Here is a 21,670-nt window from a genome sequence, read left to right on the forward strand (position 1 = left end):
CCGGCTCAGCCGGTGTTGAACGACTGTGCCAGGACGGAGAAACCCTCGGTGTTCTCAAGACGCATGCCGACGATTTCCTGGTACTCGGGCGAGTTGTACCAAGCCTTGGCGGCCTCGGTATCGGGGAACTCCAGGACAATGGTCTGGGGACCTGGCGGGGTGCCCTCCATCACCTCGGAGGCCGCGTCGAACGCAACCAGCTTGGCCCCTGCGGCCTGCACCGTGGGCGCTGCCGCCTTCTGGTACTGCCGATACGCATTGGCGTCCTTCACGACGTACTGAGCAATGAAATATGCAGCCATGCGCGGCAGTATGCCATCTGGCCGCGACTCTCAGCGAGTTGGGTGGGACCGAAGGTCCTCGCGGGAGACTCGTCGAGGCTCTTGGTGGCTCAGCGGAGCCAGTCGTTGAACTCGGGTTGCCGCTTGGCCAGGAATGCCGAGACGCCCTCTGCTGCATCGGGCAGGTGATCGGTGATTGCGGTCTTCGCAGCGATCTCGTCGAGAGATTGCTCCCAAGTCATCTCCGCCGCCAGCAGGATCGACCGCTTGAGCATGCGCATCGCCACCTGGGGGCCCTCGGCCAGTTCGGCTGCGAGCTCGGCCGTGGCTGCGGGCAACTGGTCGTCGTCGACCACCTCATGGACCAGGCCCAGCTCATGCGCCACCGATGCATCGACGATCCGCTTGCGCATCATGAAGTCCGTCGCGCGGGCCACGCCGAGATGCTGCACCAGCAGCCACTGGCCGCCCTCGTCGGGCAGCAGGCCGAAGCGAAGCGTTGCAGAACCCATGCGAGCCGAGCGTGCCGCAATGCGGAAGTCGCAGGCCAAGGCGAAGCTGAAGCCGGTCTGGATGGCGAAGCCATTGATCGCGGCGACGGTCAGCTTGTCCAGATGGCGGACCGCTGTGTTGACGGCCTGCGAGATCGTCCGCAGTCCGTTGTAGGTGCCCGGCGCGTTGTGGTGGCCGCCGAAGATCGGCGCCGTGGAGCCCGGATGGACTTCCTCGTAGCCGCGCAGGTCGTCGCCGGCCCAGAAGGCCCGACCCTGGCCGGTGAAAACGAGCACGCGCACGTCGTCGTCCATCTGTGCCTGGGTCAGCAGTTCGACCAAGTCCCGCTTCATCGGCGCGTTCGAGGCGTTCATCGCCTCGGGTCGATTGAACGTGACGGTCAGGACACCACTGTCCGCCAACGAGGTCTCAAATCCGAAGTACTCGGTGTCGCCTATTCCCGATTGACGCTGTGCCATTGCAACTCCCCGGTGGTCTCGCAGGTCGGTGGCCCCGAACCTAACGAATCTGCGGCAGCTGGATACGCTGCGCGCCGTGCCAGACCAGCCGTACGTCTCCCGAGCACCGTTCGCCCCCTTTGACGGTGTGCTCATGCTGCGGCTCGATACCGAGACGCCCGCTGGTGACCGGACCTACTACGTCACGCCCTTCGTGACAGATGGCGGGCGGATGTTTGTCTTCGACGAACCCGGCGATCGCAGTGATGCGCTCGAGGCACTGCTCATCGGCAACCGCACGGCGATCAGCTCTGCGACAACGGGTGGCCTGAGCATCGGCGCCATTGGGCGCAACCCGACTCCGGCCGAGGAAGCATGGGCGCGTGACGCTTGCTCGGCGCGCTTCTTCTACGACCAGGCCTTGCAAGACCTCGCCCAGCTCGGCGGCCTCGTGACCCTGCACCCCGTCTGAGCAGCCGTCCGCCACGAACGCAAAGACCTAGGGTGCGCTGATGCGCACAGCCATTGGATTCGGGGGGCCGGCGTCGGGCAAGCGGCGGGATTGGGACGAACAGGTCGAGTTCCTGCGCGAGGCCGAGCGTCTTGGCGTGGACATCTTGTGGTCGGCCGAGGCGTGGGGCATGGACGGCGTCAGCACGCTGGCGTACCTCGCCGCAGTCACCGAACGGGTGAAGCTCGGCACCGGCATCCTGCAGATATCGGCCCGCGCCCCGGCGATGACCGCCATGACTGCGCTGTCAATGGCTGCGATGACGGGCGACCGCTTCATCTTGGGACTCGGCGTCAGTGGACCTCAAGTCGTCGAGGGCCTCCACGGGGTGCCGTTCGCCGACCCGCTGGGGCGGCTGCGCGAGACCGTCGACATCTGCCGCCAGGCGTTCGCCGGCGAGCGGATCTCCCACGAAGGCCGCCACCATGTCCTCCCACTGCCGGGCGGTCAGGGCAAGTCTCTGCGTCTCTCCCAACCCGCCAATGACACCATCGAGATCTGGCTCGCGACCCTTGGGCCCAAGTCATTGCGCTACACCGGTCAGGCTGCCGACGGCTGGGTGGGTGTGTGCTTCGTGCCGAGCTGTCCCGAGGTCACCTGGGGTCAGGTGCTTGAGGGGGCCGCGGCGGCCGGGCGTGCGCCAGGTTCGGTGGCCTGCCAGGCCGGGGGCGCCGTCGAATTCGGTGACGATCTTGAAGCGCTGATCGAACCGCGGCGTCCCGGCGTCGCCTTCACGCTGGGCGCGATGGGATCGGCCACGGCCAACTTTTACAACGACGCCTACTGCCGGGCGGGCTTCGAGGACGAGTGCCGTGGGGTGCAGCGCCTGTGGCTCGACGGCGATCGCGCCGCCGCAGCGGTTCCGGATCGGCTGATCACCGAGACGAATTTCTTGGGGACCCACGAACAGGTCACCGATCAGGTGCGCGGGTATCGAGACGCCGGCGTGGACGTCTTGCGCCTGCAGCCCGAGGGACCCACTGCCATCGATCGCTTGGACACGCTCGACCAGATGATCGACATCGTGCGAGACGTCAGTGCTGAACCCGCCAGCACAGGGCCCGTCGGCACTGGGCCCGCCAACACGTCGTCCTAGCTGTGCCCCCTGCACCGGAGCGTCGACGACTGCGCGAGGCCCACGGCTCGAGCGATATAGTCTTACTTATGACTAGAGAAGTAAGGAAACGTCCCCGGGGGCGCACGACGATTACGTCGAAGCATCAGGTCACGATCCCGGCTGAGGCGTTTGCCGCCGCGGGCCTGACCGCCGGCGACTCGTTGCAGGGCAGAGCGCTGGGCCCGGGACGCGTCCTGTTCGAGCGGGTCGGCGACCGGCTCGCCGAGACTGCCGGGATCTTCGACGGCATCTATCCAGAGAACGCTGTCGAGGTGCTGCGCGGTGAGTGGGAGTAGCGCGACTGGGCTGGTGGTCGTGGATGCCGGCGTGGTCATCGGTCACCTCGATCGGGCCAATCCGCACCACGACACCTCCGCTCATGCGCTCGCGGCAGCAGCGTCGGTTGCCGAGCGCTTGATGCTGCCGGTCACGGCTTTCGCCGAATGCCTCGTCTACCCAGCACAGGCCGGTAGCAAGGCCACAGAACGATTCGAAGCAGCACTCGCAGCGATCCCGATCGGCGTTCTTGACGCCGATGCCGATGTCGCCCGAACCGCCGCCGGCTTGCGGGCCGAACACCCATCGCTGAAGCTCCCCGATGCCTTCGTCATCGCAACCGCCATCGTCCACAAGGCCGATGCACTCCTGACCACCGACCGTCGATGGCCCGCCGCCCTGGTCCGGTCGCTCACGCCCTCGTTGGACATCATCTGAACAGCGATCAGCACGAGAGCAGGCCGCGGCGTCACTACCGTGGTGTCCATGACCGAGGACCCTGTCACGTTCAGCGAATCCGAGCTGCGGGAGCGACTCACGCCGATGCAGTACCACGTCACCCAAGAGGCAGGCACCGAGCGGCCGTTCACGGGCGAGACGTGGGACAACCATGACGAAGGCGGGTACCGCTGCGTGGTGTGCGGCGCCGAGTTGTTCAGCTCAGAAACGAAGTTCGAGAGCGGTTCTGGTTGGCCGAGCTTTACCCAGCCCGTCTCGGGCGATGCGGTGGACACTGAGGCCGATCGCGCGTACGGCATGGTCCGTACCGAGGTGATGTGCAAGGCCTGCGGGGCTCATCTCGGTCACGTCTTTCCCGACGGACCGCGGCCGACGGGCGATCGCTACTGCATGAATTCGGCGTCGTTGCAATTCGTGCCGACCGACGAGCCCGACCGACGAGCCCGACTGAAGAGGGCCGACTGAGCACCGGCCCGGGACGTTTGCGGGGCGTCAGCTGGTGCTGTCAGTGTCGGATTCGTCTCCGATGTCGAAGCTGAGCTGCACGGCAATAGGTTCGTCGGGGAACAGCTTCACCACGTCCGCATCCAGCTCTCGGCGAACGCCTGCCACCGACAGCACATTGAGCATCGCCGCCTGACCCTGGCGCAGGAGGCTGAGCACCTGGTCGTCGTCGACCATCAGCACGTCGCTGCCGCTGATGACGATGGTCGCTGAGGCGACCTCACCCCCGAGCTGGTTGCGCAGGTAGTCGAACGCCCGGGCAATTGACTTCAGGTCGATGCCCTGATCGCGCATCTTCTTGGCTATCTTCAGTTCCACGAGGTCGTTGTAGGAATAGCGGCGGCGCGATCCGCTGCCTGCTGCCTCCGCGACCGACGGCCTCACCAGCCCCTTACGGGCCCAGTGGTCGAGCTGGCGGTAGCTGATCCCGACAAGTTCCGCAGTCTGCGGCCCAAAGAATCCCTCAGAGAATTCACCCGGTTCGTCAGCGACGGCTGTGCGAGGGACGGCTGTCGGAGGCACGATCGCGCCTACTGATCCGGCGGAAGGCTCGGGCTGCGGCTTCGGTAGGTCATCGCTCTCGGAGGTATCGGGCTCGGGCAAGAAATCTCGCTGCTGGTTGGCCATCGGTGTCTCCTTCCCCGTCCAGTTACGGCTTTGCAAATCACACCCGGCGAACTACCGAGTTGTGATCTGTGCTCCAACAGAGCGTACGGGGGCGCGTCACCGCAGCGCAAGGGGCCACGCTGATGGAATGTCCGGCGCCCCCGAGATGGCCTGGGTGCCTGCGGGGTCGCCCTCGATCACGATGTCGACGCCCTCGGCACGCAGCACACCGGCGGTGCGCTGCCACGAGCGCTCCAGCACCCCGCGCCGGTTCGGCCCGAGATCGCCTGCGAGTTCGTCGGCAACATCGACGATTGTGTAGTGCGGCCGATCCACCCACGTAGGAGTCGCGCCGAGTGCAGCTACCTCGATGCGATCCGCGGGCGTCTCGGCGAGCACCACCTCCACGAGGACACCGTCGACTGTGGCTGCCGGACACGATCTGCACGACAGCGGCGACTGGTTCGTGAGGAAATAGCCGAGCCCGAAGATCACGAACTTGTCTCCCACTTTGCCGATGGGTTGGGGCACATGGGCGTGCGAACCAACGATGAGGTCGATATCGCTGTCTGCAAGCAGATTGTTGGCGAGTCTGCGTTGGCTGGCGTTGGGCACACTCGTGTATTCGGGGCCCCACTGGATGCTCAGGATGACGAATTCAGCTCCTGCAGCCACTGCAGCCTGAGCCTCGGCCTCGATGGCATCGCGGTCTATGACGTCCACGGCCCAATCTCTGTCGGGAGGCAGCGGAATGTCGTTGAGCCCATAGGTGTAGGACAGGTGGCCGATGACGATGCCGTTCACGACGTAGATCGAAGGCATCGCAGCCTCAGCAGGGGTTCGAGCCATGCCGGCATGGCCCAGCCCGTGACGCTCCAGCACCTCCAGCGTTGCTGTGATGCCGTCGATGCCTCGATCCAGAGAGTGATTCGAGGCCACCGAACACCCGTCGTATCCGGCATCGGCGAGCCCAACTGCGAGGTCGCCTGGTGCATTGAAAAGTGGGTAGCCGCTCAGGTCAGTGTTGTCGGCAGACAGCGGAGACTCGAGATGGCAGATCGCCAGGTCCGCGCTGGCAATGCTGTCGCGCACCTGGGCGAACATCGGTCGGTAGTCGTATCGAAGGTCACTCGAGCCGTTTGCGTGTGCTTGCCGGGTTACCGGTCCATGCGACAGAACATCACCGGTGAAAACCAACCGTGCTCGACGGGGGGCGGGGTGCGGCGGCACCGAGACCTGCACCCGGGCGGCTGGCGGCACCGTTGGAGTCACCGCCGATAGAGGTTCCGTCGATGTGGCAGTCACATCGGTGCCTGCTGCATCGCTGTCGGCCAGAGACGCTGGAGGCGCACTGGAGGCCGACTCGCTCTGCGTCGGGACTCCACTGGGGGCGCTGCAGGCCGCCAGTGAGGCAAACACCGCTGCGCTCAGCACCGCGAGAAGCCCAGCAACTCGCGGTTGCATGGGTCCAGTGGCTGATCGGACCTCGGCAACGGTCCGGTCACCGCGTCTCACTCTGGGTCGCTTGCCTCCGCCGCGGGCCCGAAGTCGTCGGGCTGCACATCATCAAGAAATTGCTTGAACTCGTCGAGAAGCTCATCGGGGTCGACATCGGTGGGAGGATCAGGTGGCAGCTCAATGATCTGACCCGCCTCGTCGAGCACAGACTCGCTGGCGAAGATAGGAGTATCGGCCCGCACTGCGAGCGCTACGGCGTCACTTGGCCGGGCGGAGATCGTATGGGTGGCCGAGCCGATGGTGACCTCCATCTCGGCAAAGAACGTGCGGTCGCGCAGGTCGGTGACAATGACCTTGACGAGGGTCGCTCCGAGAACGTCCAAGATGGCCGCCATCAGGTCGTGCGTGAGCGGCCTCGGCACGCGAATCTGCTCAATGCCGCGGTAGATCGCTTGGGCTTCAGGCGTGTCAATCACGACCGGCAGCACTCGCTGGGAGCCGCCGGTTTCACGCAGCAGCAGCAACGGGCTCTGCGAGGGCATCTCCACCTGCACGCCAAGAAGCTCCATCTCGACCATGCAACGAACACTACTTCGGCCCCTGTGAGCCATGAGCCCGGGTTATGGGCCCGGGTCGCGCCAGTAGCGGCGCAGCGCCTCCCCCATCACCTGGGATCGCAAGCGCTCGCACAGCGTCACCAGGCGCCCGAGGGAGCGTTGCGCGTCGAGGGCAGCAGATGTGCCGCCGGCATGGAGGACCGGCTGTATGCCCTGCTCGAACATGGCGGCATCGCGCGCCGCGGCATTTCGGATGACACGCAAGTGGCGGGCCTGCAGGCCGTACGTGGAGAACTCACGTGAGATGCGGGCGACGAGCAACGCGCCGCTGCCATAGCGGGGTTCAGGCGGTTCAAGCCCGAGGGATACCTGCACAGCCGCTCCCCCGGGCGGCAGGGACCCCGCAGCATCGGCTTCGTCGAGGGGCACGAGCAACCCGAATTCGGTCAGCTCGGCAACCTCGGCCAGAGTCAGCCCGCTCTCGGCGCTCAGCTCTGCCGCGTTGAACGTTCGCAAGTCGTCCGGAGCAGTCCACGGCGGCTGTGTTCGGTAGCCAGTCGCCTGTACCTCGGTCGGTCTGGAGCTCTCGGCTGCATCGCTGTCAGCTGGTGTCGCCGTTACAGCCTCTTCCATTGGTTCGTGCGCCGCCGCTGGCTCGGATTCAGCAGCAGCAGTTGAGGTTGGCGATTCGCCGGCATCGTCGGCTCCGATGCCCCAGATGTCCACGAGGTGCTCGCCTCGATCGATGCGTTCCCCGATGATGCCCAGCGGCAGGTATTGGTCGCGCTGGCGAGCCAGGATCCAGCGCAGAACCTCGATGTCGTGGGGTCCGAAGCTGCGGTAACCCCCCGACGTGCGAGCCGGCGAGATGAGCTTGCGATCTTCGAGGAATCGGATCTTGGAATCGGTCAGATCGCCGAATTCGGGCCGCAGCAAGGACACGACCTCGCCGATCGACAGCCGCCCTCTCTTGGATTCAGGCTCGGACTGGGCGCTCACAGCCCCACCGAGGAAACCAGGTACAGCAGCTTGAACTTGCCGACCTGCAACTCGTCGCCGCCCCGCAGGGTCACTTCGCCGTCAGTGCGATTGCCGTTGACATACGTGCCGTTCAGCGAGCCCACGTCGCGCAGGATGTGACCGGCGGGCCCCAGTTCGAGAATCACGTGGCGCCGCGACACGGTGATGTCGTCGAGGAATACGTCGCTGTCGGGATGGCGCCCCACGGTGACCCGGTCGCCAGCCAGTTCGAATCGTGTCCCCGACCGGTGCCCTGACGTGACCACGAGCTCCGCCGCGCCGCTGTAGGGCGGAATCTCGGTGGCACCGACCGGCGACAGCACCTCCGTGGGCGCATCGGCGGTTGGGTCCAGGCGCTTCCCGCAGCCGGAACAGAAGCGGGCATCGTCAGCGCTTGACTGGCCGCACGAACCGCAGGTGACAGCCATGACGATCAGACGTCCTCGGCGATCAACGCGGCATAGCCGTCGGCGTCAAGCAGCGCCTCCATCTCGGCAGGCGCCTGCGCAGCGTCATCAGACGGGGCGATCACACAGATCCACCCGTCGCCATAGGGGGACTCGTTGACCAGTTGCGGCTCGTCCTCGAGCGCCACGTTCACCTCGACAACCTCTCCCGATACCGGGGCGAAGAGGTCCGAGACGGACTTGGTCGACTCGATCTCGCACATTGCCTCGTCGGCGGTGACCACCGCGCCGATCTCTGGCAACTCCACATACACGACATCGCCGAGCGCGTCCTGTGCGAAATCGGTGATGCCCACCTGCAATCCCCCCTGTGTGGGGCGCACCCATTCGTGATCGCTCGAGTAGTGAAGCTCGGCGGGAATCTCCATGCTCGCGAACCTACCGGATCGCTGTCACACCAATAACTCGTGGCACCCAGTCCCTCATCAGCAATCTCACTGCGTTCAAGGGCTCAGCCGGACGGCGCGTCCCTCCCGAACAGCGGTGATCGCCTGGGGCACATAGCCGAATGCAGACCAATAGTGAATGGGCAGTCCGACTGCCACAAACACCCAGGCCAGCACACGAAACACGTCCGCTGCGGCGATGTCGCTCAGACCTGCCAGGAAACACGGCACGGCGAACATCATCAGGAATGTCCCCGTCTTGCCCCACCAGGTCACGTCGATCTTGCGGGCGCCTGCCGCTGCCAACACCACTGCTGCCACGGCCACCCCGCCCTCTCGCACGAGAGCCAGCACCGCGATCCAGATCGGCAGCGAGCCGTCGACGATCATCGCCACGAGCGCCACCAGCAGCAGAAGTCGATCGGCCGTCGGATCGAGAATCTTGCCGAGCTCCGACACCTGGTCGAAGCGGCGCGCCACCCAGCCGTCGACCCAGTCGCTCGCGCCCAGCGCTCCCAGCAGCAGCGCGGCGGCCCAGCGGTCCTCCGCGCCGAACACGAGCCACACGAACCACGGCAGGCAGCACAGTCGAGCCAGGCTGATCAGGTTCGGCACTGTGAAGGGCCGCCACCCGGGACTCTCGGTCAACGACCCATCCGCAGCCCCGCTCATCCGTCTCACAGTACCGACGCCACGCGGGGCGGAGCCGCAGTGACGCAGCGGCCGAGGTAGCGCGTGATGAGTCGCCGGCTCATCCTTAGGCTGCGCGTGCTGAGCCCGTCGCATCCTCAGGCTGCGCGTGCGGAGTCCGGCGCATCCTTAGGATGCGCGTGATGAGCTCAGTGTTCACGCGGATCATCGAAGGCGAGCTGCCCGGGACGTTTGTGTGGAGGGACGAACACTGCGTCGGATTCCTGTCCATCAGCCCGCTGTCACCGGGCCACACGCTTGTGGCGCCGATCGCCGAGATCGACCACTGGCTGGACGTCCCGCTCGAATTGCAGGCACACCTGTTCGACGTCTCCCGCCGCATCGGCGAGGCACAGATGCGCGCCTTGAGGCCCGAGCGGATCGGTCTCGTCATCGCCGGCTTCGAGGTGCCCCACTGTCACATTCACGTGTGCCCGGTGAACTCCATGGCCGACATGAACTTCGCCCGTGCCCTGCCGATGGCGGATCCCACCGATCTCGCCGGGCCGGCCGAGGCCATTCGAGCTGCGTTGGCCGACTGAGCGCATGCGTCGTTAGCGCTGCGGATCCGATGGCACTGAAGCGGCGCTAGAACAGCTGATCCGACTCGGTCGGCTCGATGAGGCTGGCGTCGCGATTGCGGACGTTGCCCACGACGCGGCCGACCTGATGCGAGCGCAGGATCCCCTCAGCCGCGGGCACGAGCATGGCCGACAACTCGCCTACATCTTCGTTGGATGGGTCGAGCCAGGCATCCCACGCAGAACGCTCCAGCAGCACCGGCATGCGGTCATGAATCGGCGCCATGAAGCCGTTTGCTGCGGTGGTCAGCACCGTCGCCGAGTGCAGCGCTGATCGAGCCACCTCAGCTCCGTCGCCGCCAGAGTTGCCATCTTCACCGGGAGCGCCATCGGGTGGCGACCATCGTTCCCACAGGCCAGCCATGGCGAGCATGCCGCCGTCGGCGCGGGTGATGTAGTGCGGCAGCGGGCGGTCGTCGCGGCTCGTGCGGGTCGGCGCCTTTGGCCACTCGTAGAAGCCGTCGGCGGGAATGATGCATCGGCGGCGCTTGAACGGGCCGCGGAAGGAGTTCTTCGTCGCCGCCGTTTCGGATCGCGCGTTGAACAGCGGCGGGCCCTTGCTGGGATCGGGGGACCACGGCGGCACGAGGCCCCACCGGAATGTCTCGAGCCGGCGGGAATCCTCCGCGCCCACAACTGCCACGATGTCGGTGGTCGGGCTCACGTTGTAGCTGCGAGGCGCATCGAAGCCAGGCAATGGGGTGTCGAAATACGCCGCCACCGTCTCCAGATCCGCCGCTGAGACGAAGCGCCCGCACATGTGCTGATCGTAGAGCCGCCGTGCGAATTCGGCCCTACGGGCCATCGGATGGGCCAAGACAGGATCGTGACCCGGGCACTTCGCTTGACACATCACCGTCTCAACACACGTGGGCGAGGCAGGCCTCTGTGCGGGCGCCGAGGCGATCAAGCAGCAAGGTGACGCGGGGGGAGGAGGCGAGGTCGCCCGGCAGCAGCGCTGCTTCAGCGGCGAAGGCGTCAAGCACAGCAGCGGCAATGTCGCAGATGCGGACGAGGAGCGGGTCGGCGGGCACGTCGACATCAGCGGCGAAGCGGGTCCAGCACGGCACCGCCTCGTCTGGAGCGACCGCGTGGCTGCCGCCGACGGCGAACGCATGCATGGGCGTCTCTTCGGGATCCAGGTAGGGCAGCACAGTGCACACGTCGTACATCGGCGCCAAGCGCACCTCAGCGCCATCCAGCAGAAGACTGAAGTTCTTGGCGTGGCCGTCGGGGGCACCGATGACCCAGTTGTAGACCAACGCATCAACCAGGTCGGCGATGTCGTCGGCAGGCAATGTGGAGTGCCTGCGCAGCAGTCGCACGATCCGGGCCTGCGACGGTCCGCCCTGCTGCTCATAGCGCAGCGTCGAGGCCAGGCCCAAGGCCTGGCACATGTCCTCTTGGTGCAGCCGCAGCACGTGGCCGCCGACGTGCCGACGGTCATAGCGCTCCACGATGACCGTGTCGCAGCCCTCGTAGACGGCCACCTCCGTACCCGCTGCGGGCAGCCCCAAGCGTCTCGCCGCGGCCATGCTCAGGTGCTCGATGACCGCTTGGTGCTGTGTCAGGAAAACAGCAGGCTTGAGAATGTGCGTGGTGGCGGCAGTGCCGTGCGGCTGATGCCACGCGCCCTGGTGACGATGGAGCGCGATCTTGGCCTGCGCTCCCGCGAGGCTGAAGTAGCCGGGCACAAAGACATCTCTCGCGAGGTGCGTTCGGTGCCGGATGGACGTCAGTCGCCGCGCCACCTCCGCCTCGCTCAACGGCTCATAGCTCCCGCCGCGGGACAGTGCAGTGTCGGCTTCCGCAGCGGGGCAAACCTGCACGGCGCCGGCGCAGTCGAGGCCCATCGCGGTGGCGAGCAGATCGAATGGATCCACCGAGGCTGCACCGGTTCCCTGCTGCCAGTACCGGAGCAGTTCGGCGTTGTCGGGGAGCAGGCCCTGCAGCCATGTCTTGATCGCACCCCCGGGGTGCCGCCGTCGCGTCAGCGGCATGCTGATCGACAGGGGGACAGAATCGGGGCCGCCGTCGAGGTAGTCGTCGTCGTAGACGAATGAGGCGCCATCGGCATCGTCGTGGACGGTGCCGGCCATCCTGCCGTTCAGCAGGATTGCGAGCTGCCTCGTCATCGTGACGAGTGGTTTTCGCTGCCTGAATCGACGCAGCGGGCGAGGGGGCCGCGGCGCATGCTGTTCTTCAGATCGTCGAGCACCGATGGCTTGGTATCGATGTCTGCCAGCACGATGCGGTAGCCCAACGCATGGATGCACGCCAGTGCCGTATCGAGCTGTCCGCGGCGCAGGTTGCCACGCTCAAGATCGGACACCCACGGGCGCGATGCGCCGACCATCTCACCGAACTGGGTCTGCGTGAGCCCGGCCTCGCGACGCAGCCGGGCAAGCACGGCACCCATGCCTTCCACCGTGTAGACGTCAATAGAGCGTCGATGCTTGGCGCCAGCAGGCCGGACCTGCGGCGGGCCTGTGCTCGTCGGACGTGTGTTCGCGTCATCGGTCATCGCTGCGGGCCGTCTTGGAGAAGTGCTTGCATTGTATCCGATTCATTGTACTGTGGATGCTTCGATGCAGCCTTTTAGATGCATAGGATCGCCTTGTGTGGAATGCAGCGTATCGAATGCGCCCGCTGTCATCAGACGCTGTGCATTACTTCAAATGCGCGCAGTCAGTCCCGATCTTGTGCGTCGTTACACGTAAGTGGAGCCCTTCATGGCACCGCGATCCTGGCGGATCTCGACGTTCACTAGTGCCGGGAGACCCGAGTCGAATGCACGGCGAAGTGCCGGTGCGATCTCGCCGGGCTCGATGACATGCTCACCGTGGCCGCCCATGGCCTCGACCACCTTGTCGTAGCGGGTGTAGTTCAGCTCGGTGGCGACGACCCGATCCTGGCCGTACAGGCTGGCCTGCGGCCGCAGCATCTGGCCCCACGCCGCGTCGTTGCCGACGACGCCCACAATGGGCAGGCCGAAGCGCACCGCAGTGTCGTACTCGAATCCATTCAGGCCGAACGAACCGTCGCCGTACACGATCAGCACCCGCTTGTCAGGGTGAGCCTTCTGCGCAGCGAGAGCGAACGGCATCCCCACGCCAAGCGTCCCGAGCGGGCCGGGGTCCATCCAGGTGCCGCGGCGCGGCACGCGGATGACCTTGGATGCCTGGGCCACGATGTCGCCCCCGTCGCCGATCACGATCATGTCATCGGTGACGGCATCGGCAATCTCGCGGCACAGCCGCAGCGGGTCGATCGGCACTTCGTCGCTGTTCAGCTCGGCGTTGCGAGCCTCGTCGAGCTCGGACTCGCGTGCAGCGAGTGCAGCCAGGTGCGCCGAGGCGTCCACCGAGACGCCGGTCGACTTGAACAAATCCAAGAGCGCCTCGAAATTGGCACCTAGGTTGCCGACCAGCCCGACCTCGGCGGCACGGTTCTGCCCGATAAGCGTCTCGTCCAAGTCGAGCTGCACAATGCGGGCGTCGGCAGGGATGGCACGGCCGAACTTCATCCGGAAATCGAGCGGCGTTCCGGCAAGGACCACCACGTCAGCCCCCGCAAGCGCCTGGGCCCGCGTCAGCGACAGGAACGACGGATGGTCCCAATTGACCTCGCCGCGGGCCATGCCGTTCACGTAGCACGGGATGGCCGTGGCATCCAGAAACGCAGCCAGCGCGGCACCGCCCTCGCTCCATTTCAGCGACGTGCCGGCCATCACGACGGGCGTTCGGGCGTCGGCGATGATCTCTGCTGCGGCCCCAAGCACATCAGGAGGTGCGGCCGACGCGACTCGGTAGTCGCGAAACGGCGGTATGGCCACCGCGTCGAGATCCACCTTGCCGTGCAGCACATCCATGGGGATCTCCAAGAACGAAGGCCCGGGCACACCACTCAGCGCCGTGCGTACCGCCAGCTCGATGTACTCGGCGATACGGCGGGTCTCGAGACACGCGCCCGACCACTTCGACACGGGCCGCATGAGCGACACGTGGTCCATCTCCTGCAGCGAGCCCCGTCCGGCGTGACGAAACGGTCCCTGACCTCCGAAGACCAAGATCGGCGAGTTGGCACGCCAGGCGTTCGCGACGCCGGTCACGCCGTCAGTCACTCCCGGGCCTGCAGTGAGGATGGCCACGCCGACCTTGCCCGGGTGCAGGCGCGCCCACGCATCGGCAGCGTGCACGGCCGCTTGTTCGTGGCGTACGTCCACGATGTCGATGCCCTCGTCGAGGCAGCCGTCGTAGATCCCCATGACGTGACCGCCGGACAGAGTGAAGATGCATTCCACGCCGGCTGCCTTCAGCGCCCGCGCTGCGAGCTTGCCGCCGTGAGTCTCGGTGGCCGTGACGCCCAGTGCGCGCTTTTCCTTGCCGCTCATGTTGATCCCCCAGCGGGTGTTCGATGCTGCTGGCTTGCGCCAGACGTGTCTATTGCTGCTGGCTTACGCCAACACGATGTTCACCAGCTTGCCCGGTACGGTCACGACTCGCCGGATGTCGGTGTCGGCGGTGAGCTGTGAGATGCGTTCGTCGGCCAGCGCGGCGGCCTCCAGATCGGCGGTCGAGATGGCGGCGTCGACCGTGATGCGGCTGCGCAGTTTGCCATTTATCTGGACCGGCACCTCGATGACCTCGGCTGCCAGCAATGTCGGATCGGCCACCGGGAACGGGGCATAGACGATCGTGGTCGTATTGCCCAGCTTTGACCACAGTTCCTCTGCGAGGTGCGGCACCAGCGGCGCCAGCAGCCGCACCAGCACGTCCGCGACCGGCCGGGGAGTCGGGCCGCCACGGCGGGTCAGCTCGTTGTTCAGCTCGGTAATGCGTGCGATGGCCGAGTTGAAGCGCAGATCCGACATGGCATCGGTGACCGCAGTGATGGTGCGGTGCACCCAGCGCTCCAGATCCGCATCAAGCTCGACATCTGACACTGTCAGCGCGCCGGTCTCTTCGTCGACCAGGTTCCGCCACACACGCTGCAGCAATCGGTGCGAGCCGATCACCGAATGGGTCTCCCAGGGCCGACCTTGATCCAGCGGCCCCATGAACATCTCATAGGTCCGCAGCGTGTCTGCCCCGTACGCGCCGTAGATGTCGTCCGGCGTCACAGCGTTGCGCAGCGACTTGCCCATCTTTCCGAAGTGGCGCGTCACTTCGACATCACCGTGAAAGAACTTCCCGTCGCGCTCGTCCACTTCGGACGCTTCGATGTACACGCCACGCTGGTCCTGGTACGCGGCGGCCTGGATGTAGCCCTGGTTGTAGAGCCGACCGAACGGCTCCGGCCCGCCGACGTGTCCCAGGTCGTACAGCACCTTGTGCCAGAAGCGGGCATAGAGCAGGTGCAACACGGCGTGCTCCACGCCACCGACATACAGGTCGACGCCGCCGACTCCGCCGGCAGCATCGGTCATCCAGTACCGCTCCACGTCGGGATCCACAAGGACCTCGTCATTAGTCGGGTCGAGGTAGCGCAGGTAGTACCAGCACGACCCAGCCCACTGAGGCATCGTGCTGAGTTCGCGACGGTAAGTGCGCTCGCCGTCGCCGAGGTCGTAGGTGGCGGTCACCCACTCAGTGGACCGGCCCAAGGGCGGCTCGGGATCCGAGGACTCGTCAAGGGACCTCGGCGCCCAGTCGATGAGCTCTGGCAACACCACCGGAAGTTCGCTCTCGGGCACGGCCAGCGGCAGGCCCGTCTCGTCGAACACGATCGGGAAGGGCTCGCCCCAGTAGCGCTGCCGGCTGAAGAGCCAGTCCCGCAGCTTGTAGGTGACCGTGCGACTTCCGTGGCCGTTGGCCTCCAGCCAGTCGCAGATGGCGGCCTTCGCCTCGGCTGAGCCCATCCCGTTCAGGAAACTGCTGTTGATGGCCGGGCCCTCGCCGACGTAGGCCTTCGGTTCATAGTCGGGTGGTGGTTGCACAGTGCGAACAATCGGCAGCCCGAACTGCTCGGAGAAGTCCCAGTCGCGCTGGTCCTCGCCGGGCACCGACATCACCGCCCCTGTGCCGTAATCGATGAGCACGTAATCGGCCACAAAGACCGGCACCGACTCACCGGTAGTGGGCACGATGCAGTTGACCCCCAGCCACACGCCTGTCTTGTCGCGGTTCTCTTGCCGCTGCAGGTCGCTCATCGCCGCGGCGTGGGCCCGGTACGCCTCCAGCGCCTCACGAGGCGTCGCGGCGTCGCCGATCCAGCGCGGATCGGTGCTCGACGGCCACCGGTCGGCGACGAGCTTGTCGGCCAGTGGGTGTTCAGGCGCCAGCAGCATGGCCGTGGTGCCATAGATGGTGTCGGGGCGTGTGGTGAACACCGCAACGTCTGGGCCCGCGTCGGTGGCGAAGCTGATCAGCGCGCCCTCGCTGCGCCCGATCCAGTTGCGCTGCATGATCTTGACGCTTTCGGGCCAGTCCAGCCGGTCGAGATCAGCCAGCAGGCGGTCGGCGTAGGCCGTGATGCGCATCATCCACTGCTTCAACGGCCGGCGGAACACAGGGTGGTTGCCCCGCTCAGACCGACCGTCGGCGGTGACCTCTTCGTTCGCCAGCACCGTGCCCAGCGCTGGGCACCAGTTGACGGGCGCTTCTCCCAGGTATGCCAAGCGGTAGCGGTCCAACTCGACCCGTCGCTCGGTCTCGGTCATGAGTGCCCACGCAGTGCCGTCGGCGGTGGCCCGCTGGCCGGATTCGAACAGCTCGATCAGCTCGGCGATCGGGCGGGCACAGTCCGTCTCGGTGTCGTACCAGGAATTGAAGATCTGCACGAAGATCCACTGCGTCCAGCGGTAGTACTCGATGTCGGTTGTGGCCAATGATCGCCGGTCGTCGTGACCGAGGCCCAGCCGGGAGAGCTGGCGCGACATCGTGGCGATGTTCTGCTCGGTGTTGATGCGGGGATGCTCACCGGTCTGACGGGCGTGCTCCTCGGCGGGCAGGCCGAACGCGTCATAGCCCATCGGGTGCAGCACCACGTATCCGCTCATGCGCTTGAAGCGCGCATACACGTCGGTGCCGATGTATCCCAGCGGGTGCCCGACATGCAGTCCCGAACCCGACGGGTACGGAAACATGTCCATGATGAAGAGCTTGAGGGCATCCGGGTTCTGGGGGCCTGCGAGCGGGCCGCTGGGGTTCGGCGTGTGGTAGGTGCCGTCTGCGCGCCACTGCGCCTGCCAGCGCAGCTCGATCTCGTTCGCCATTTGGGCGTTGTAGCGATAGGGCGGCAGCTCGTCCGCACCGGAGGGCGAGAACTCAGTTTCAGCGGCTGTTCCCGCGCCTGAGCTTGAGGCCGATGCGGGGGCATTCATGCGGGCAAGGATGCCACGGTTGCCCGCAAATCCCTTCTGCTACCAGCACATTCCTGCTCAAGGAGCGACCGCTACCCTGCGGACCGTGCCCGCTCCTGAGACTGTGCCTTCCCAGCCCGGCTCGCTGTTTGCAGACCCAGGTTTCGCTGACGTCACCGAAGTCGACTGGGAAGCCGCGGCGCGAGGGGCACTGCGCGGTCAGCCATTGTCATCGCTGCAGACAATGCTGATCGACGGCATCGAGACTGCGCCGCTGTATTCGCCCCACCGACATGGCACCGAAGGGAACCTCGCCGGAATTCCAGGCGACACGCCGTACGTTCGGGGCGCTACCGCAGCGAGCGGTGGACAGGGCTGGGAAGTCCGCCAGATCCACGACGTTCGCCGGCCTGGCACGCCCGACGCAGTCACCGTCGACACAACGTCGGGAGTGGATGCCGTCACAGTGGCCCGCGGCTGGAGCGCCGAAGACGACGCTGATGCGCTGGCGTCTTGCATCGGCGATGCCGCCGCTGCGGGTGTCACGATCCACCTGCAGGCCGGCACCTCGCCCGCGCACGCCGGGGCGCTGCTGGAGGTCTTGCGCCGTCAGCGCTGCGAACCCGGGCGCAATCGCTCGTGGCTGGGGGTGGATCCGATCGCAGCTGCAGCCTGCGGCTGGTCAGCGGACACCGACCCTGGCGACGCCAATGAACTCGCGGCCGCTGTGGAGCGTGCCGCGCTCAGCGCTACCGACCTCGCCGAGCGCTGGCCGCAAGGGGTGCCCCTGGAGGCCGACGGCTCGGTATTTGCCGATGCCGGGGCGACTGACGCTTCGGAACTTGCAGCGACGCTGGCCACCGGCGTGGCCTGGCTGCGCGCGGCATGCGATGCCCCCGCAGGCCCCGGCCTTGATCCCGCAGCCGCTGCCCGACTGGTTGGCTTCACCATCTCAGCCGGACCCGATCCCTTCGTGGTGACAGCCAAGTGCCGGGCGCTGCGCATGTGCTGGGCCCGCGTTCTGAGCGCATGCGGCGTCGACATCGTCGGAGGTACAGGGCTGCCCCTGCGTCTGCACGCCGTGACCTCGACAGCGATGCTGAGCGAACTCGATCCATGGGTGAACATGCTGCGGGCCACAACGGCCACCTTCGGCGCTGCGAACGGGGGTGTCGACGCCATAACGGTCCGCCCTTTCGACACCGTCAGCGCCGCGGCAGCGCCTAGCGCCTTGGGGTGGCGGGTAGCGGCCAATACGCAGCTGATCCTGCGCCACGAGAGCCGCATCGGCTCGGTCATCGATCCCGCTGGGGGCAGCTGGTACGTCGAAGACCTCACCCGGTCCATGGCGAGCGCTTCCTGGGATCGTTTTCGCAACATCGAAGCCGCCGGGGGCATCTGTGCAGTCATGGCCAGCGGTGAGCTCGAAGCATCGCTGTCTGCCGAGCGGGAGCACCGCGACGAACGGATCACAGCGGGCGAGCGAGTGCTCGTCGGAGTCACCGAGTTCGTCTACCCAACTGAGGTCGGCGCGACGTCTGAGTCCAACCGCAGCAAGCTCGGCGCAAGCCTGGGCGTGCATCGCTGGGCTGCTCCTTACGAGGCCGGAGCGTTGGAGTCATGAGCGCAGTCGGAGATTTCTCGCAGCTCGATCTCGTCGGCAGTGCCGGTGATGAGCAGGGATCGAACGGCGCGAGCCTCTCGGCATGGGAGGCACGGTTCGCGGAGGTGACCGGTCGCTCCCCCGCTGCAAGCGCCACGCCTGAGGGCATCGATGTGGCGCCGTTGTACGTCGCGGCCGACACCACCGGCCTCTACGCCGGCAGCGGAGACCCCGACCAGCGCACCTACCTCGACGGGTTCCCCGGCTTCGCCCCGTACCTACGCGGTCCGTACCCGACGATGTACACCAACCAGCCCTGGACGATCCGCCAGTACGCAGGATTCTCCACCGCCGAGGACTCCAACGCGTTCTACCGGCGGAACCTTGCGGCCGGCCAACGTGGCCTGTCGGTGGCATTCGACCTCGCAACCCATCGGGGGTACGACTCTGACCATCCCAGAGTGGCTTCAGACGTGGGCATGGCCGGTGTGGCCATCGACTCGATTCTCGACATGCGCACGCTGTTCGACGGCATCCCGCTTGACCGCATGAGCGTTTCGATGACGATGAACGGCGCTGTGCTGCCCATCCTGGCGCTGTACGTCGTGGCCGCAGAGGAGCAGGGCGTTGCCCCCGCGCAGCTCACCGGGACCATTCAGAACGACATTCTCAAGGAGTTCATGGTCCGCAACACGTACATCTACCCGCCCCAGCCATCCATGCGGATCATCAGCGACATCTTCGACTTCACGTCGGCCGAAATGCCGCGCTTCAACTCGATCTCGATCTCCGGCTACCACATGCAGGAAGCCGGGGCGACGGCCGATCTCGAGCTCGGCTACACGCTGGCGGACGGCCTCGAATACCTGCGGTGCGGCATCGGCGCCGGCATGGACATCGATGACTTTGCGCCACGCCTCAGCTTCTTCTGGGGCATCGGCATGGACTTCTTCATGGAAGTCGCCAAGCTGCGGGCCGCCCGGCTGCTGTGGGCCAAGCTGGTGTCTGCCTTTGAGCCGGAGAACCCGCGGTCGACCTCGCTGCGAACCCACTGCCAAACCTCGGGCTGGTCGCTCACGGCGCAGGATCCGTACAACAACGTCGTGAGGACGTGTATCGAGGCCATGGCCGCCGTCGACGGCCACACCCAGAGCCTGCACACGAATGCCTTCGACGAAGCCCTGGCGCTGCCGAGCGACTTCAGCGCCCGCATTGCCCGCAACACGCAGCTGTTCCTACAGCACGAGGCCGGCGCGACCCGGGTGATCGATCCATGGGGCGGCAGCTACTACGTGGAGCGTCTCACCGCCGAGCTGGCGCGACGGGCGGCAACCCACATTGTCGAGGTGGAGCAGCTCGGAGGCATGGCCCGCGCAATCGAAGCCGGGATTCCCAAGATGCGCATTGAGGAGGCCGCCGCCCGGACGCAGGCACGCATCGAGGCGGGCCAGCGGACGGTCGTGGGGGTGAACCGCTACCGGTCCGAGCTCGACGCCGAGGTCGACATCCTGCGAGTCGACAACGCGGAGGTGCGTGCCGCGCAGCTTGCAAAGCTGGACCGGCTGCGCGCGGAGCGTGACCGGGATGCGATAAAGGGCTCGCTGGATGCGCTGCGGGAGGTGGCGCGCACAGGAGAGGGAAATCTCCTGGCCGCATCCATCGACGCTGCGCGCTGCCATGCCACCGTGGGAGAGATCAGCGCGGCAATAGAAGACGCGTTCGGCAGGCACACTGCGCAAATCCGCACGATCAGCGGCGTGTACGGGAGCGAGATGGCTGGCAACGAATCTGGCCCCGACGGCACAAACCCGATGGCGGCCACGGTCAATGCAGTGCGCGCCCGGGTCGCCGCCTTCGGCGAGCGGACAGGGCGTCGGCCGCGCATCCTGGTCGCCAAGATGGGCCAGGACGGTCACGATCGGGGGCAGAAGGTGGTGGCGACCGCGTACGCCGACCTCGGCTTCGACGTCGACATCGGCCCGCTGTTCAGCACACCCGCTGAGACAGCGCGCCAGGCCGTCGAAAACGATGTGCACATCGTGGGCGCCTCCTCGCTGGCGGCGGGACATCTCACGCTGGTCCCGAAACTCAGGGACGCTCTCGCCGAGCTGGGGCGGCCCGACATCCTCGTCGTTGTCGGCGGCGTGATCCCGCCGCAGGACTTCGAAGCGCTGCGAGCTGCGGGTGCCGCAGCGATCTACCCGCCCGGCACGGTCATCGCCCACGCTGCGGCGGAGATGCTCGACCTGCTCGAGTCCGCCGACTAGCTGGTCCGGCCCCGCGCCGATTCATCGGCGCGAACTCACACGGCGCGGCTCAGCGGTGGCGGCCACCCACATTGCGGATCTTCTTCTTGGCCCGGGTACCGCGGTATGCCGTGCTGGACGCCGAGCGGAGGCGGCGCGGCGCAGCTGCGAGCCGCGTGTCGGCATCGTCAAGTTGGCTGTGGTAGCGGCGGTGTACCCACAGCTTTTCCGAGCCGACGACGATCTGACCCCACCCTGAGCCCCGGACGCCGAATGGCTCGATGCGTTCGATGCGTTCGAGCAGCTCCACGGGTTTGGCCGGGCGCAGGGCCCGGGTGCGCATGACCACTATGTCCGCATCGGTGAGGGCCAGTAGTCGGTAGCGCGACATGCTGAGCACCGCAACAGTGGCAAACACCGTTGTCGAGATCAGGCTGATCTGCACCCACGGCAAGTCAACCGTCAGCACGATGCCCGCCAGCGCCACCACACCGATCAGCAGCAGCGTGAACGGGTGCAGGCCGCCTTGTGCCGGCACGAGCGCGTGAACATGATCGCCCTGGTGCAGGAACTGATCCGCGGGATGGGATCGGTCTGCGGTGCGGATGCGCTTCAACAAACCCACGGCGACATTCTGCCCGAATACCGAACGGAC

General features: G+C 66.3%; 23 protein-coding genes. 8 read left to right on the forward strand and 15 right to left on the reverse strand.

What is annotated here, in order from left to right:
* Positions 1 to 5: 5 nt before the first annotated feature.
* Entirely contained in the window at positions 6 to 302 is a 297-nt protein-coding gene (locus tag ACOQPH_RS08390; RefSeq protein WP_420624176.1) for a DUF1330 domain-containing protein, read from the reverse strand.
* A gap of 89 nt (positions 303 to 391) precedes the next feature.
* Complete coding sequence (locus tag ACOQPH_RS08395) at positions 392 to 1,252, reverse strand: enoyl-CoA hydratase/isomerase family protein (RefSeq protein WP_420624177.1); 861 nt, start codon at positions 1,250 to 1,252, stop codon at positions 392 to 394.
* A 76-nt stretch (positions 1,253 to 1,328) separates the two neighbouring features.
* Between ACOQPH_RS08395 and ACOQPH_RS08400 the strand changes: the two genes are divergently transcribed.
* The 5 genes from ACOQPH_RS08400 (at position 1,329) to msrB (ending at position 4,059) form a co-directional block, all read left to right on the forward strand.
* Positions 1,329 to 1,703 carry a hypothetical protein gene (locus ACOQPH_RS08400; RefSeq protein WP_420624178.1) on the forward strand — a complete coding sequence of 125 codons (375 nt, stop codon included), beginning with the start codon at positions 1,329 to 1,331 and terminating at the stop codon, positions 1,701 to 1,703.
* 40 nt (positions 1,704 to 1,743) lie between these two features.
* On the forward strand, positions 1,744 to 2,838 hold the full coding sequence (locus ACOQPH_RS08405) for an LLM class flavin-dependent oxidoreductase (protein WP_420624179.1): 1,095 nt from the start codon (positions 1,744 to 1,746) through the stop codon (positions 2,836 to 2,838).
* A gap of 68 nt (positions 2,839 to 2,906) precedes the next feature.
* Positions 2,907 to 3,155, forward strand: a complete 249-nt coding sequence (locus ACOQPH_RS08410; RefSeq protein ID WP_420624180.1) for an AbrB/MazE/SpoVT family DNA-binding domain-containing protein — start codon at positions 2,907 to 2,909, stop codon at positions 3,153 to 3,155.
* On the forward strand, positions 3,142 to 3,573 hold the full coding sequence (locus ACOQPH_RS08415; RefSeq protein ID WP_420624181.1) for a type II toxin-antitoxin system VapC family toxin: 432 nt from the start codon (positions 3,142 to 3,144) through the stop codon (positions 3,571 to 3,573). Before ACOQPH_RS08410 ends, ACOQPH_RS08415 begins: the two co-directional genes overlap by 14 nt.
* 48 nt (positions 3,574 to 3,621) lie before the next feature.
* The gene (gene msrB, locus ACOQPH_RS08420; protein ID WP_420624182.1) at positions 3,622 to 4,059 is read left to right on the forward strand and encodes a peptide-methionine (R)-S-oxide reductase MsrB; all 438 of its coding nucleotides are present in this window, start codon (positions 3,622 to 3,624) and stop codon (positions 4,057 to 4,059) included.
* Positions 4,060 to 4,086: 27 nt separating this feature from the next.
* Here msrB and ACOQPH_RS08425 read toward each other — a convergent pair whose 3' ends face one another.
* The 7 genes from ACOQPH_RS08425 to ACOQPH_RS08455 all read right to left on the reverse strand — a co-directional run bounded on the left by ACOQPH_RS08425 (position 4,087) and on the right by ACOQPH_RS08455 (position 9,264).
* A complete protein-coding gene (locus ACOQPH_RS08425) occupies positions 4,087 to 4,725 on the reverse strand; it encodes a MerR family transcriptional regulator (protein WP_420624183.1) in 639 nt (212 codons plus the stop codon).
* A 96-nt stretch (positions 4,726 to 4,821) separates the two neighbouring features.
* On the reverse strand, positions 4,822 to 6,168 hold the full coding sequence (locus tag ACOQPH_RS08430) for a CapA family protein (protein WP_420624184.1): 1,347 nt from the start codon (positions 6,166 to 6,168) through the stop codon (positions 4,822 to 4,824).
* Positions 6,169 to 6,215: 47 nt separating this feature from the next.
* Positions 6,216 to 6,740: a bifunctional nuclease family protein gene (locus tag ACOQPH_RS08435; RefSeq protein WP_420624185.1), complete on the reverse strand. Its 525-nt coding sequence runs from the start codon at positions 6,738 to 6,740 to the stop codon at positions 6,216 to 6,218.
* 42 nt (positions 6,741 to 6,782) lie between these two features.
* Positions 6,783 to 7,718, reverse strand: a complete 936-nt coding sequence (locus ACOQPH_RS08440; protein WP_420624186.1) for a MerR family transcriptional regulator — start codon at positions 7,716 to 7,718, stop codon at positions 6,783 to 6,785.
* Positions 7,715 to 8,167, reverse strand: coding sequence for an FHA domain-containing protein (locus ACOQPH_RS08445; protein ID WP_420624187.1), 453 nt, complete (start codon positions 8,165 to 8,167; stop codon positions 7,715 to 7,717). Before ACOQPH_RS08445 ends, ACOQPH_RS08440 begins: the two co-directional genes overlap by 4 nt.
* Positions 8,168 to 8,172: 5 nt before the next feature.
* The gene (gene gcvH / locus ACOQPH_RS08450; protein ID WP_420624188.1) at positions 8,173 to 8,574 is read right to left on the reverse strand and encodes a glycine cleavage system protein GcvH; all 402 of its coding nucleotides are present in this window, start codon (positions 8,572 to 8,574) and stop codon (positions 8,173 to 8,175) included.
* A 75-nt stretch (positions 8,575 to 8,649) separates the two neighbouring features.
* The gene (locus ACOQPH_RS08455) at positions 8,650 to 9,264 is read right to left on the reverse strand and encodes a CDP-alcohol phosphatidyltransferase family protein (RefSeq protein WP_420624189.1); all 615 of its coding nucleotides are present in this window, start codon (positions 9,262 to 9,264) and stop codon (positions 8,650 to 8,652) included.
* Between the two features lie 161 nt (positions 9,265 to 9,425).
* Between ACOQPH_RS08455 and ACOQPH_RS08460 the strand changes: the two genes are divergently transcribed.
* Complete coding sequence (locus tag ACOQPH_RS08460; RefSeq protein ID WP_420624190.1) at positions 9,426 to 9,824, forward strand: HIT family protein; 399 nt, start codon at positions 9,426 to 9,428, stop codon at positions 9,822 to 9,824.
* Positions 9,825 to 9,870: 46 nt separating this feature from the next.
* Here the strand turns inward: ACOQPH_RS08460 and ACOQPH_RS08465 are convergent, their stop codons facing one another.
* From ACOQPH_RS08465 to leuS, 5 genes are all read right to left on the reverse strand, one after another.
* Positions 9,871 to 10,623: an SOS response-associated peptidase gene (locus tag ACOQPH_RS08465; RefSeq protein ID WP_420624191.1), complete on the reverse strand. Its 753-nt coding sequence runs from the start codon at positions 10,621 to 10,623 to the stop codon at positions 9,871 to 9,873.
* 100 nt (positions 10,624 to 10,723) lie between these two features.
* Positions 10,724 to 11,998, reverse strand: a complete 1,275-nt coding sequence (locus ACOQPH_RS08470; RefSeq protein WP_420624192.1) for a HipA domain-containing protein — start codon at positions 11,996 to 11,998, stop codon at positions 10,724 to 10,726.
* Positions 11,995 to 12,387, reverse strand: coding sequence for a helix-turn-helix transcriptional regulator (locus ACOQPH_RS08475; RefSeq protein WP_420624193.1), 393 nt, complete (start codon positions 12,385 to 12,387; stop codon positions 11,995 to 11,997). The genes ACOQPH_RS08470 and ACOQPH_RS08475 overlap by 4 nt, the downstream gene beginning before the upstream one ends.
* Positions 12,388 to 12,573: 186 nt before the next feature.
* On the reverse strand, positions 12,574 to 14,256 hold the full coding sequence (locus ACOQPH_RS08480; RefSeq protein WP_420624194.1) for a thiamine pyrophosphate-binding protein: 1,683 nt from the start codon (positions 14,254 to 14,256) through the stop codon (positions 12,574 to 12,576).
* 63 nt (positions 14,257 to 14,319) lie between these two features.
* Positions 14,320 to 17,079, reverse strand: coding sequence for a leucine--tRNA ligase (gene leuS, locus ACOQPH_RS08485; RefSeq protein WP_420624329.1), 2,760 nt, complete (start codon positions 17,077 to 17,079; stop codon positions 14,320 to 14,322).
* A 193-nt stretch (positions 17,080 to 17,272) separates the two neighbouring features.
* Between leuS and ACOQPH_RS08490 the strand changes: the two genes are divergently transcribed.
* A complete protein-coding gene (locus ACOQPH_RS08490; protein WP_420624195.1) occupies positions 17,273 to 18,790 on the forward strand; it encodes a methylmalonyl-CoA mutase family protein in 1,518 nt (505 codons plus the stop codon).
* Positions 18,787 to 21,036, forward strand: coding sequence for a methylmalonyl-CoA mutase (gene scpA, locus ACOQPH_RS08495; RefSeq protein ID WP_420624196.1), 2,250 nt, complete (start codon positions 18,787 to 18,789; stop codon positions 21,034 to 21,036). Before ACOQPH_RS08490 ends, scpA begins: the two co-directional genes overlap by 4 nt.
* 49 nt (positions 21,037 to 21,085) lie before the next feature.
* Here scpA and ACOQPH_RS08500 read toward each other — a convergent pair whose 3' ends face one another.
* Positions 21,086 to 21,640, reverse strand: a complete 555-nt coding sequence (locus ACOQPH_RS08500) for a hypothetical protein (protein WP_420624197.1) — start codon at positions 21,638 to 21,640, stop codon at positions 21,086 to 21,088.
* Positions 21,641 to 21,670 lie beyond the last annotated feature (30 nt).

The sequence above is a fragment of the Candidatus Poriferisodalis sp. genome (assembly GCF_965221945.1).
In the GTDB taxonomy this organism is placed as follows: domain Bacteria; phylum Actinomycetota; class Acidimicrobiia; order Acidimicrobiales; family Poriferisodalaceae; genus Poriferisodalis.